Raw genomic sequence first — 12,906 nt, 5'->3', positions numbered from 1 at the left:
GTTGCTCCTAGCATACCTTCAAGACATTCCCGGTCCGCAATAGGGCGGCGTTCTCCCAGCATAGAGTCTGCCTGCAACCCGATAAACTGACCTACACTGATGGGCTCGGTAACCTTGTACGTGACACTCATAATTACTCCCTGTCTTTGGCGCCTTATACCCATCGTTACACCACCGTTCTATTCGAATGCCCCGCAAAAAAATAACAACATTTTCACTAATGAAGTAATCACCTCTTTAGATATGTATGAGCCTGGATTATGCTTATCAAACGCAATTGATCATTTCTGCTGTAGAGGAAATCATGAGCCAACCTGGTATACGCAAGGATTTTTTTGAACTTCTCTCCGAGTGGGAGAAACGCTCAGTTGACAGCTCCAAACTAACAACCACCCCCGCTCTGGTACGCACAAAAGATCTTGTAAAACTCCAGGCACTGTCCAATTTATACCGTCTACCAGCAGAAGAAATTGCCGGAGAGCTGCTCCACAAGGCACTGATTGCACTGGAAGAGGAAATGCCCTATGTGCAAGGCGACAAGGTAATACGGCTTGAAGAAGGCGATGAGGTGTACGAAGACATCGGCCCGTTGCCACGCTACCTAGACGCGCAAAAAAAAGTACTCGAAAACGGAGAAAGTTAGACCTGTTCACAGAATAACAACCGTAGCATACCTGAAAGGTTTTCATCATGATTCGACCAGCCGTCACCTTTTTTACCAGCTTTTTCATGTTGCTTATCTCTTCATCTTTTTCATTTGCTGCCGAATCAGGCCCATTGTTAACCATCCCTGAAGATGAACTTGCAGCCGCAGCCTGGTGTGACCCCTCAGTTGCTCCGGGTTCAAACAAACAGACTGTGCTGCTTATCCACGGCACGGGGTCTACGCCAGATGAATCATGGGGATGGGGTTATCAGAATGCCCTGCCAAAGGATGGTTTTGCTGTTTGCACCGTGACATTGCCAGAGCGAGCGGTGGGAGACATCAGCATATCGGTTCAATACGCTGTCTATGCCGCACGTTACGCCTTTGAAAAATCCGGTCACAAAATTGCACTTATCGGTCACAGCCAAGGTGGTTTTATTGCCGTCTGGATTGCCAAATTCTGGCCGGATATCGCAAAAAAAACCACTGACGTTATTAGCCTGGCAGGGCCCGTACAGGGTACAAGGATGGCAAACACGATTTGTACCATCGGCTCTTGCACACCGCTCACCTGGCAGCTTGCCATCGGCTCGGAGTACACTGCGGCACTGGTCAATAAACCGTTGCCAGAAGGTCCTGCATTTACCTCAATCGGCTCCCGGTTTGATGGCGTTGTCTTTCCACAGCCACTGGCCAGCGCACTGCCTGGCGCAGCGAACATCATGGTTCAGAAAATATGTCCCTTGCGCGCAGTTGAACACGGTCTGTTGCTTATAGATGCAGTGGCATATCAACTGGTACTCGACGCCCTACGTCATAAAGATGGCGCACGCGTGTCACGACTTGCTACATCAGTATGCGAACACAGGGCGTTGCCAGGAGCAGATTTGAAAGCTGCCACCAGATTCATGCCTACTTTAACAGGCGTCGCCGTAGGCTTGACCGATGTAAAACTGTTTGTACCGAAAGAACCTCCACTACCGGACTACGCGGAACCCTTTGGCAATCCGGGCTATCGGGCTCAAAACTAACCCGAACCACTACAATGATGAGTTAAAAGACATTGCTCAGGCTCTCTTCAGCCGTCGTTTAATAGATATTCAGAATCTGCTTTTCGAGTTTCATGAATTAACACCAGCCAACCTGCTATAACACCCTCGAATACGAGCAGGCCTTAGATCCTCCCAGCCCTTTTTAAGGCCATATATTCATTTACCAGCTTTATATGCATTTCATTTGCAGTTGCATCAGCCACAATCACTCCGCTGGCCCGAAGGGATTGTAGCAACCTATTCCGTTGCTGTAGATAAAGCCGAACACCTACAAAGGTCAGCGTCGAATCAAAATCTGCTTTATCAGTCAACTCAATCTGGTCATACACGGCTTCTCTCAAGCAGGCCACCAGAACCAAATGCTTTTTCGATAGTAATTTCACTGCCTGAATAACATCGGCACTATCTTCGTCACGGATATTGGTAACAATAATAATTAATGACCGCTTTCTGTGCCTTAACATCAGGTTTTCTGCAGCTTTCAAAAGATCACTGGCCTGGGAAGTACTGTGCAAATCATAGAGGCTATTCAATAACTGGTTGATATTAGTTTTTCCTTTAACTGGCGCCAGCCAGCGGTCAGTACCGGCAAAACTCATAAACCCTACAGCATCTCCTGCCATCAGTGCGATATAGGAGGTTAGCAACATTGCATTGACACAGTGATCAAAGTGGCTGAGATGAGACTCGCTGGCGCGCATCCGCCTTCCAGAATCAAGCAGAAATACAATATCCTGATCTCGCTCATCCTGGTACTCCCGCGATATCAGCTTGTGCTGGCGAGCACTGGCTTTCCAGTCCATTTGCCGAAGTTCGTCACCACGCTGATATTCGCGCAATTGCTTAAAATCTGACCCTAAACCCCTACGCTGGACTGTATGTGCACCTATATGATTTAACTGTTGTTCATACACGAGAAAGTTCAGGTTAGAGATTGCCATAAAGTTTGGATAAATCTTAATTGCCTGCGACTCTCCCCGTTGAATATTAAAGCGCCATAATTTGAAAAATGACTGAACTCTTAAACCTACGCGCCCGAAAACAGCTTCTCCCCTTTTTACAGGCAACACTTCATACTTGAGCGAAGTTTCCTGCTGAGGAGGTAAACTGATATTCAAAGGGAAGCTCTCTGTCACGACATAGTCTGGGCAGTGATCGACTACTTGTATATCAATACTCCGCAACAAGGGATTTTCAAAGAAAAGGCGGACTTTACTTTCAGCGCCCAATGCAAAACTTGTGGAAATAATCCTGTAACATGAAACAGCTAATTTCTTCCTCGATATGACGTAATCAGAAACAGCGGCCAACATCAGGAGAATCAGACCAGACCACCATAAGGCCGTCAACCAGGCAATGTTGAAACCCGCCACTCTTATAATCGCCAGCAGCAAGGAAGCAGCAAGAAAAGCCTGTAACAGCTTTATTAATCGTTTATCCGGAATAGGCAATTGTTATTCCCGCGGGGCATCAACAGATTGAAGAATTTGATCAATCACCTGATCCGCGCTAAAACCTTCAATTTCTGTGTCAGGAGATAAGAGGATACGGTGGCGCATAACTGGCTTGGCCATCTGCTTGACATCATCAGGCAATACAAACGTCCGCCCTGACATCAAAGCGAACGCCTTCGCCGAGATTATCAGACCAATGCTTGCCCGTGGCCCGGCACCCTTTAAAATTGCCCCGTTTGTTCGTGTTGCATGGACCAGACGAACAGCGTAATCCAGCACAGTCTCATCCAGAGTAATCGACCGAACAGCTTGCTGAAGCTGAATTATGTCCTCAGGGTGGAAATTGCCTTTGCTGTCGCCATCAATGGTTTCTATTGATATTTCACCGTTGCTAATTTTGGAAACAAGCTTCTTTTCATCAATAAGGCTTGGATAATCGATAAATACTTTCAGAAGAAAGCGATCAAGCTCGGCTTCAGGCAACGGGTAAGTACCATCCTGCTCCACAGGGTTCTGTGTAGCGAGAACCATGAAGGGCGGCTTGAGAGGATAGCGCTTCCCTTCAATGGTTACCTGATTTTCCTGCATCACTTCCAGCAGTGCTGCCTGGGTTTTTGCAGGTGCACGATTGACTTCGTCCGCCAATAACAAGTTAGTAAAAACAGGTCCCAGCCGAATATTGAATTTTCCCTGATTCATGTCATAGATGGCGTGTCCTGTCATGTCAGACGGCATCAGGTCGGGAGTGAATTGAATGCGCTTGAACTTGCCAGAAAAACAGCATGCAAGAGTTTTAACCAGTAGAGTTTTGCCCAACCCAGGCACACCTTCAAGTAGCACATGTCCATTACAAAGCAGAGCGACTATTACCTGATCGACCACTTCATCCTGCCCTATAACAACATTGCCTAGAGTCTCTCTGAGCCACACAATTTTCTCGCGCGCCTGCTTAACTGACAGGTTTTTGTCTCGATCCGTTTCCATATCGTTTTCAACAAAGCTCATAATGACTTCCTGATTATTTCCAGCAAATGTATAACCTGACAGAATTGCCTTTCTGTCAGCATGTTTCGTTTGGCAAAGGCCTCTTCTATTTTAACCAGCGGTAACTGTGACTTTTCTGCAATGAGCCGATGACGCTCCCGGTCACTAAGCTCATCAAAACCCGAATGGATGATTCGCATTTTATTGTATATTGCAGATCGTAATGGCTCTATCAGGTGGTCAACGTGCTGATGTCGCCAGTGAAATTTCGCCATGGCGGAAATATGCTCAATCATGGAGCGGCGTATTGCAGGCACACTTCCCTGCACTGGACCAAAACGAGTACCTAGCTTTATCAATAATGCGAAAAAAAGAATGCCGACTATAACAACAAACTCAAGTGCCCAGTCCAGAAGTAATTGCCACCAAGGTGGCCATTGAACATGACTCTGAAATACTACCCGGGTAGCATCTCCCGCCAGCAACCACAGTAAATGAGCGTGGTCATAACGGCCTATTTGATGATTAAGCCAAATGTCCGTAGACAATAGCACGGTCATATTTCCCGCACCCACCCTGAAATGGAGCAATCTGGCCCCTTCCGCCGATGGGGGGCCAGCAGCATATAGAAGGGCCTGATCTGTTGGACCGACTGAATTTGATACACCACCGAGGAAAGGGTGGTCAAGATACACACCATAACCCTGATCAATAAACAAATCCTCAAAAGAATTCTTACCAACCAGCACCGTCAATGTCTGTATATCCTTTCCTGCTTCATGATCTGCAATCGCTTTTTTTACTAACTGTGAAGGGGTAAGTGCTTCATCGTCAGCCACTTTTTCAGCGGGCAAATCGAGCCCACTTTTTAGCGCTTGGTTATACTCCTCAAGCTGCTCACTTAATGATTCATCAGCGTCATTGAGAGTACTCTTTTCTTCAGCCGACTCATCAACTTGATCTTGATCTTCGGGAAAATAACGACCGATCTGTGCGAGCTCGGCAAGAGCACTCTGGCTCTCTTCTGGATACCCATCCATAGCCCAAACCAAATGACCACCAGTTCGAACCCACTCATATAAATCGGTGGCAAGACCCATTTCAGTTATAGCGCTATTGTCAGTGATAACCAGCATATCATCGGTGTATAAGTCTACGGCTTTTAGTGGTCTCGTTTGTTGGGTAGCAGATAAACCTTTGTTTTGAAGATAACTAACTGCGGCGAGATAGGGGTTGCGGATGACCTCTGGGGTTGGACCGGAATTAACCACCGTTTCTTTACGCTCGATGTTCAGGTAGATAAGGTAACCAGACAAGATAATGAGCAGCGCCAGCAGCGGTTTAAATACTTTTTCAAACACTCGGAAATACCTCTGACCAACCCCGGCACAAGGACTCAAACTGTTCCATGTCGGGTACATGGTGGGCATAGGCAAGATTCTGCCAAGTATGGGTTAACTGCCCAAAATATTTTATTATTGGCTGCTCAGATGTACCTTGAACAAAAGCAAAACACTCCTGCTCTGTATACCACTCCGCAAGCGCTAACTCGTGCTGATAAACCAACCTGTAAAGGCTACCCCGATATAACAGTGCAAGCGCTTGTCTGGCTTCCCCTTTTAGCCAGAGCTCCCTAGCCTCCGCGGAGATATTTTCCGGCAGACTATTATGGGTAATCTCCAGCCCCATGATGACTTCCGGCTTTTCAAATAGTTTTTCGTCCGCCCCGCTAGAAACCAACGTATTCCAGTAACGTTGGATGCGATGCCGAAACCGATAAATCATAAAAACTAACAAAGTAACGATCAAACTCCATAAAAGCACCTCAATTAAACTCGCCAAATTACCCAAATCACTAACACCAAAAATTTTTTCTAAACCACGAACAAACCAAATCAACCACTCCGGGATTTCATCTTCCTCCTGCACTTGTCCCTGTTTCCACACCCAACCCGTCTCAGCTTTTTCAATGACAAACGGAGGGGATTGGAGGATCGCAAGGACTTTTTCCTTAGAAGCTTCTTGTGGGCTATTGTGAGGAACTATGTATCTTGAAGACTCTGGTTTTACTCCAACCAAATATGCAGATGGTTTCACACCAGCCGCTGAGTCAGCAACTTCAGCAATTACTGCTCGACTCCCGCCTGCCAAAGAAACAATAACAAACAAGGCCAAGATACACGGTAAAGATACACCCGATTTGACCAACAGCTGTTTCGCTCGCTCTGCTCTAAGTTGAACGCAATTACGAAAAGCAATTTCCAAGTCCCAAGCCTCTAGCTCAATACGACGATTAATATAAAGACTGAAACCTGATGCAACATAGAAAGGTGCAATCAATGATGCACAAATAAGATAAAGACAGTAATAAGCCCTTTCGTACACGAGTGGATCTGCACTGAAAGATGCCCAAAAATCAATCTCAACACCTTGTGGAATAAACATAAGAAATACAACTACAAACGAACAACTCAAGAACAGTTCAAGATGAACCATAATAAGAGTCAACCAGGTAGCCGCATCACCACATCCTCGTTGTAAGAGTGTGCAACGCTTGCCATAGGCTTTAGCTTTCTGTTTTTCCAAAACAGTAACAGCCAGATTAAACGAGCGCATCAAATCAAGTCGCCGCCAAGTTAAGGCAGGCAAGATATCCAACCAGAATAATGACAGAACCAGCCGCTTAGATTTAGTAAAAGAAACTTTCTCGGTAAAAATATAGCGACTGAGCAGAAACAAAGGAACGCGGTCGAATAAAGGTTTCAACCACCAAACCGCGCTACCAGCCAACCATGGCATGCTGGGGGAAAAAAACAATAAAGAGAAAAGGACTAGTGCTGCCGGAATAAACCAAGACAGTAAAAGCGGAACATACCAATGACGGGCAAATAGCACCCCCATGTCGATCGCTTCCCACTTATTTCGGAGTACTGGTTTAACTTGAAATTTCGCAAGATTCATTCCCTGATTTGCCTTACCAAACTATGGTTAAACTTGGAAATAAAACAGTACCAAATTACGAACAGCCACAATAAACCGCCGACAACCAGCTTCAGGCCAGCAGGCATCGTGGTACTAGATGACCAAAATGCCTCTAGAAAAGCTGCCAGCAGCAGCATTACTGCGGCTCCATAAAGGATCACAATCGCCCCTCTTGAGGCACCCTTCAAGGCATGAAGCCTCGAACAGCTCCCTGGAGCAATCAGAGAAAAGCCTATTTTTAAACCCGCGGCCCCTGAAAACACAATTGCTGTTAACTCAAAAGCGCCATGCCCGATTACGAAAGGGTAAAAACTACTTGCAAACCCTACTAAAGTTAAACGGCCAGCAATTGCTCCAAGAAACAGTCCGTTATAAAAGAGAAAAAAAACTGTACCGACACCGAACAAAATACCACCAGAGAAAGTACGAAAAGCAATGCTTATGTTGTGCTTAATATAGTAACCAAACATCAACAAATCTGAATCGGAACCTCTTTCTCGCCCCAACTTTCTCTGGGCTGGGTCATACATGGCCTCAAATTCTCGAACCTGCTCGGGAGAGACCAAACTGTAGATTAGTGAGTCTTCGAGATAACAGCCCACTCCCATAATGATCCCTGGAATAATAAAAAGTAAAAATGCCCATAACAGGTAAGAGTAGTTGGCCCTCAAAGTTACTGGAAATACTGTAAGTAAATCCAAAAACCTATCCATTCTTAATCGGTTATCTCGTTGATAAAGTAAATGATGGCCAGACATAACCCGAGCATTCAAACTTGAAATCAAAGATTGTGAATAGTGTCTTTGCCTAGCCATTGCCAAATGACTGCAAATCTGTCGATACAACTCTGGAAATTCTTTTGACCGCGAACTCGATTGGTCAGGAAAATCACCTACTGCCGAATCAAAACTCAGCCAGACACCTGAATACCGTTCCTCAAAATCTTGTTGCTTCACTTTTTGCCCAGCAACCATGCACCAATGGACTTAAGCTCCTGTAACCCAGCTTGCCCATCCTGTTTTAATATTGGCCGCAAAATATTTGCAAGCTCTATCTGACGCGATTCACTGATAATCTCAGAGCGCAACATGAAATTTTTGAAACAGTGTTGTTCCTCAGCAGACAGCCGAACCGAAGAGGGTTTTGCTCCAACCCCTTCAGGCAGCCCCTCCTGCTTTTGGTTTTTGGTCTCATAAACCACAAGAGTACCCGCTGCCAAATCTCCCAAACGCTGGAATTTGCTGGACACGACCATGCTAATCAGTCCGAACGTATAAAGAAATGGTAAGAAATCTGCAGATCTAAGTAAATTTCGTATACAAGAGTTACCCCAAGACACTGGTGTAAAATCATCATTTACAACTCGTAGCCCGTATTTCTTTTTACCTGGAGTCTGTCCATTTTTAAAAATTTCAAAATATACTGGGTAAAACCACTCAAGAAGAAAGGCGGTAATAAAAAAGAAACCCGCCCCCACTTTGCCCAGCATCAAGCTAATCACACCAATAACTGAAACAATTAGCGTCCGCCAGCACAGATCGATAAAATAGGCCATCACCCGAGGAATTGGACCAACCGGACTTGAGTCGAACTCTATCCCCTCTGGAGTTTCAACTCGACAACGAGCATCCAGTTGTTGAAAAGAGCTCACAAGACTAGCTATTTGTACTATTTAAATTATCTAAACTTTGATTGATTTTGTACTGTAAATAAAAGCAGCTAAAGAAGAAGGTCAAAACCGGGCCACACCATGTCGCCACTCCTTTTTGACTATTTGTGATTTCGTTGATTCTGTTACGGACTTTAAAAGCCCACACAACAAATAAAATGTTACCTGCAATGGCAACAAGTGAAACTCCAATGGTTAGAAAAGAATTTGGAGCCCCTCCCTCACCAAGATACGGAAGAACCCCACTAAAAAGGTTAACGATATAACACAAGACGGTGGCTACAATGAAAGCATCAGAAATTTTATTCTCAACGACAGAGTTAAGTTGTTTTGTCCGGGAAAACAACCAATACACCATATAAATACCAAGAGTTATAACGGATAAACCGAACACACCCCAGGTAGAAAAACGATCAAAAATAGAAATGCCTGCACCCGGTTTTAGTGTGGACAAGTCGGAATCTGGTGTTGCGTAAGGATTGTTCGAAACGTCGGAGTACGTACTATCAGATGGTGTAGTCATTACTATTCCTTGTATTATCAATTTTAGATCAGCATAAAAATCTTTTAGCCGAGGTGCAAGCAAAAATTTCCCGATCAAACAATAGGCCGTTCACCTCTTTTCATCAAGATAGCAGCAATTAGCGCTGATATAGACTAATGTTTGTGATTTCCCCCTTGAAACACTGTCACGCTTGAAATACCCGGGCCACAATTGCTGGACCTGAACTACCCTTTCCGTTTCGCCTGAGCAAACACATCGGCAAAAGTACCCATTTTCTGCTGCTGCTTTGGCCGCTGGTTTTTTGGATGGTCAGATTTATTTGCTCTTTTTGGTTGCGTGTTTCGCTCTGTTTTCTCTCCGGGCTGATCGCCCATGCGCATAGAAAGGCCAATGCGTTTGCGGGGAATGTCTACCTCCATCACTTTCACTTTCACCACATCACCGGTTTTCACCACTGTGCGCGGGTCTTTGACAAACTGATCTGCGAGCGCGGAGATATGCACCAGTCCATCCTGATGAACGCCAATATCCACGAAGGCGCCGAAGTTGGTGACATTGGTGACGGTACCTTCGAGCACCATGCCAAGCTCCAGATCTTTGAGAGTTTCGACCCCCTCTTCAAAACGGGCGGTTTTGAATTCCGGCCGAGGGTCACGCCCCGGCTTATCAAGTTCTTTGATAATGTCTGTGACCGTTGGCAATCCGAATTTCTCGCTAACGTATTTGCCGGGATTAAGATTACGCAGCGTGACACTGTCTCCGATCAAACTGGCAATGGGCTTGCCAATATCTGCAGAAATCTGCTCCACAAGCGCATAAGCCTCGGGATGAACGGCTGAACGATCCAGCAGGTTATCACCACTTTGCACTCTTAAAAACCCGGCTGCCTGTTCAAAGGTTTTTTCACCGAGCCGAGGAATGGCTTTCAGCTGCAAACGATTATTAAAGGAACCATGAGTATTCCGGTAACTGACGATATTATCGGCAATACTCTGGTTCAGTCCGGCCACTCTTTTCAGCAATGCGGCCGAAGCGGTGTTAACTTCTACACCCACCGCGTTTACACAATCTTCGATCACATTGTCCAGCTGGTTAGCCAGCTGGACCTGACTGACATCGTGCTGATATTGCCCGACGCCAATAGACTTTGGTTCAATTTTTACCAGCTCGGCCAACGGATCTTGCAGACGGCGAGCAATGGATATGGCCCCGCGCACAGTTACGTCCAGATCGGGAAATTCACGGGAGGCAAATTCAGAGGCAGAATAAATAGAAGCCCCCGCTTCATTCACCATCACTTTTTGCAATTTTAATTGTGGGTGCTGTTGAATAAGGTCGGCCACCAGCTTGTCGGTTTCACGAGACGCCGTGCCATTGCCAATGGCCACCAGCTCAATACTGTATTTTTTGCAGAGTGCAGCGAGTGTATGAATGGATTGATCCCATTGATTCTTCGGTGCGTGGGGGTAGATAGCGGTGTTATCCACGTATTGCCCGGTACTGTCGATCACTGCGACTTTAACCCCGGTGCGCAGGCCGGGGTCCAGCCCAAGGGTAGCGCGTGGCCCTGCTGGTGCAGCCAGTAGCAGGTCTTTCAGATTGGTGGCAAATACGTTGATAGCCTCTTTCTCGGCCATATCTCGCAGATCGCCAAGCAGTTCCGTTTCCAAATGCAGGCAGAGCTTCACTTTCCAGGTCCAGCGTACCACTTCGGCCAACCATCTATCTGCAGTGCGACCCTGATCGATAAGATTGGTGCGCTTCGCAATCATCAGTTCACAGGGATGAAGAACCGCCTCACTCTGTTCCGGCAGATCGATACGAATGGAGAGCACACCTTCACGACGACCACGGAACATTGCCAACGCCCGGTGAGATGGGGTTTTGACCAAAAGCTCGTGATGTTCAAAATAATCGCTGAATTTTGCTCCCTCTCCTTCCTTGCCGGTAACCACACTGGAAAAAATATGAGCCTCTGCTTTAAGCAACTGACGCAGACTGTTGAGCAGGTCGGCATCTTCGGCGAAGCGCTCCATCAGAATAAACTTGGCTCCGTCCAGCGCTGCTTTAACGTCAGCAATACCCTTATCGGCATCCACATAGTTCGCCGCCTGTTGCTCGGGATCCAGAGTCGGATCGCCAAACAGCATATCCGCCAGCGGCTCCAAACCGGCTTCAATGGCAATCTGCCCTTTGGTCCGCCGTTTCGGTTTGTAAGGCAAGTAAAGGTCTTCCAACCGGGTTTTGGTATCTGCTGCCTCAATTGATGCTTGCAGCTCCGGGGTCAGCTTGCCCTGCTCCTGAATACTGTTAAGTATGGTTGCGCGACGATCCTCCATTTCCCGCAAATAATTCAACCGCTCCTGCAATGTGCGCAACTGAATGTCATCAAGACCGCCCGTCACTTCCTTTCTGTACCGTGAAATGAACGGCACAGTAGCACCATCATCCAGCAATTCCACAGCAGCCAGAACCTGCTTGTCGGCAACCTTCAGTTCTTCGGCAATGCGGGCGGTAATAACAGACATAGAGTAGATCCTTAAAGACAACAAGTTCGCTAAAGGGGCGGGATTATGACGAACTCGGACGCCACTGCACAGGCTTGTTATTCGGCAAAAAAGGTGTTTGCGATAAACCGAGGCCAGTGGCTTTCATTTTCGTCCGCTCAGGTCAACCCAAACCCTGTCAATTGTGTCAAACTGGCACTCCAATTCAGCCACCGTATCGGGAAGAGCAGGAGAATCCATGTACATCGCAATGAACCGTTTCAAGATAGCCCTCGGCAAAGAGCAAGATTTTATCGATATCTGGAAAAACCGCGATACCTATCTAAACGAAGTGCCAGGGTTCAAAACTTTCAATTTGATGCAAGGGCCAACAACCGAGGAATACACTCTGTTCGCCTCCCATAGCGTCTGGGAGTCGGAACAAGCGTTTCGTGACTGGACCCAGTCTGAAGCGTTTCGAAAAGCCCACGCAAACGCAAAACCGGCCAAAGATATTTATCTGGGGCCACCGCAATTCGAAGGTTTTAATCAGGCCCTGTAAAGTAAAACGAACACATCATCAAGAAGGGCTGAATCTCCGGATTCGGCCCTTTTCATCATTGCGTGCAATCTTCCGATTTCTAGTGTGCCGAAATCGTTACTTCACTGTGATGACAATCTTTTCAGAAAGAACAGGTTTGTTATGGGGAATATGTACATGGTTACCCAGCAACAGTTGTAAGCTGTGTTCACCGGGCGGCAACTGGAGCTCTACTTCTGTTTGTCCGCCACCGAAATGCCTGATGTGATCGGTAGCAGGCAGCGGTTTACTCATGTCTGGCAACGCTTTACTGTCAATGAGCAAATGATGATGACCGGTGTTGTCTCGCTGAATACCTGCAGGGGCAACCCCCATACCACTTAAACCAAATTTCACCGTAAACGTTTCTGCAACAGTGTCACCATTTTGCGGCGTAATAAAATAGACTTCTGCCCCTTCCGGTGCGGAGGAAAATGAAATATCAACATCGGCCAGCAACACTTGCGAAAAACCCAAAACCATCAAGCCAAAAATCGATACAAATTTATGTCCCATTAAGTCTCTCTCATTTTTATATTGAAATAACC

At 46.4% G+C, this 12,906-nt stretch carries 13 protein-coding genes; 3 read left to right on the top strand and 10 right to left on the bottom strand.

The window, feature by feature from the left end:
- A partial coding sequence (locus H7A02_14395; GenBank protein MCP5173446.1) for a GNAT family N-acetyltransferase occupies window positions 1–131 on the bottom strand: 131 nt, incomplete at its 3' end.
- A 173-nt stretch (window positions 132–304) separates the two neighbouring features.
- Between H7A02_14395 and H7A02_14390 the strand changes: the two genes are divergently transcribed.
- Complete coding sequence (locus H7A02_14390; GenBank protein MCP5173445.1) at window positions 305–643, top strand: hypothetical protein; 339 nt, start codon at window positions 305–307, stop codon at window positions 641–643.
- A 47-nt stretch (window positions 644–690) separates the two neighbouring features.
- Window positions 691–1,677, top strand: a complete 987-nt coding sequence (locus tag H7A02_14385; GenBank protein ID MCP5173444.1) for an alpha/beta fold hydrolase — start codon at window positions 691–693, stop codon at window positions 1,675–1,677.
- A 143-nt stretch (window positions 1,678–1,820) separates the two neighbouring features.
- On the opposite strand, the gene H7A02_14380 is transcribed toward H7A02_14385, so the two are convergent.
- From H7A02_14380 to H7A02_14345, 8 genes are all read right to left on the bottom strand, one after another.
- On the bottom strand, window positions 1,821–3,011 hold the full coding sequence (locus H7A02_14380; protein MCP5173443.1) for a DUF58 domain-containing protein: 1,191 nt from the start codon (window positions 3,009–3,011) through the stop codon (window positions 1,821–1,823).
- A gap of 141 nt (window positions 3,012–3,152) precedes the next feature.
- Window positions 3,153–4,136 (bottom strand): MoxR family ATPase, encoded by a 984-nt coding sequence (locus H7A02_14375; protein MCP5173442.1) that lies wholly within the window; start codon window positions 4,134–4,136, stop codon window positions 3,153–3,155.
- 17 nt (window positions 4,137–4,153) lie between these two features.
- The gene (locus H7A02_14370; protein MCP5173441.1) at window positions 4,154–5,497 is read right to left on the bottom strand and encodes a DUF4350 domain-containing protein; all 1,344 of its coding nucleotides are present in this window, start codon (window positions 5,495–5,497) and stop codon (window positions 4,154–4,156) included.
- Window positions 5,490–7,097 (bottom strand): hypothetical protein, encoded by a 1,608-nt coding sequence (locus tag H7A02_14365; protein ID MCP5173440.1) that lies wholly within the window; start codon window positions 7,095–7,097, stop codon window positions 5,490–5,492. The genes H7A02_14370 and H7A02_14365 overlap by 8 nt, the downstream gene beginning before the upstream one ends.
- Window positions 7,094–8,074 (bottom strand): stage II sporulation protein M, encoded by a 981-nt coding sequence (locus tag H7A02_14360; protein ID MCP5173439.1) that lies wholly within the window; start codon window positions 8,072–8,074, stop codon window positions 7,094–7,096. The genes H7A02_14365 and H7A02_14360 overlap by 4 nt, the downstream gene beginning before the upstream one ends.
- Window positions 8,071–8,673 carry an RDD family protein gene (locus H7A02_14355; GenBank protein ID MCP5173438.1) on the bottom strand — a complete coding sequence of 201 codons (603 nt, stop codon included), beginning with the start codon at window positions 8,671–8,673 and terminating at the stop codon, window positions 8,071–8,073. The genes H7A02_14360 and H7A02_14355 overlap by 4 nt, the downstream gene beginning before the upstream one ends.
- A 100-nt stretch (window positions 8,674–8,773) precedes the next feature.
- A complete protein-coding gene (locus H7A02_14350; protein MCP5173437.1) occupies window positions 8,774–9,310 on the bottom strand; it encodes a DUF4234 domain-containing protein in 537 nt (178 codons plus the stop codon).
- A gap of 206 nt (window positions 9,311–9,516) precedes the next feature.
- Window positions 9,517–11,820, bottom strand: coding sequence for an RNA-binding transcriptional accessory protein (locus tag H7A02_14345; GenBank protein MCP5173436.1), 2,304 nt, complete (start codon window positions 11,818–11,820; stop codon window positions 9,517–9,519).
- A 217-nt stretch (window positions 11,821–12,037) separates the two neighbouring features.
- Here H7A02_14345 and H7A02_14340 point away from each other — a divergent pair, with 217 nt between their 5' ends.
- The gene (locus H7A02_14340; GenBank protein ID MCP5173435.1) at window positions 12,038–12,340 is read left to right on the top strand and encodes an antibiotic biosynthesis monooxygenase; all 303 of its coding nucleotides are present in this window, start codon (window positions 12,038–12,040) and stop codon (window positions 12,338–12,340) included.
- 96 nt (window positions 12,341–12,436) lie between these two features.
- On the opposite strand, the gene H7A02_14335 is transcribed toward H7A02_14340, so the two are convergent.
- Window positions 12,437–12,874: a DUF4399 domain-containing protein gene (locus H7A02_14335; GenBank protein MCP5173434.1), complete on the bottom strand. Its 438-nt coding sequence runs from the start codon at window positions 12,872–12,874 to the stop codon at window positions 12,437–12,439.
- Window positions 12,875–12,906: the final 32 nt, after the last annotated feature.

The sequence above is a fragment of the Pseudomonadales bacterium genome (assembly GCA_024234435.1).
Classification (GTDB): domain Bacteria; phylum Pseudomonadota; class Gammaproteobacteria; order Pseudomonadales; family Porticoccaceae; genus JACKOF01.
Note: the sequence above shows the minus strand (reverse complement) of the source record. Positions and strands in the feature narration are given on the sequence as shown.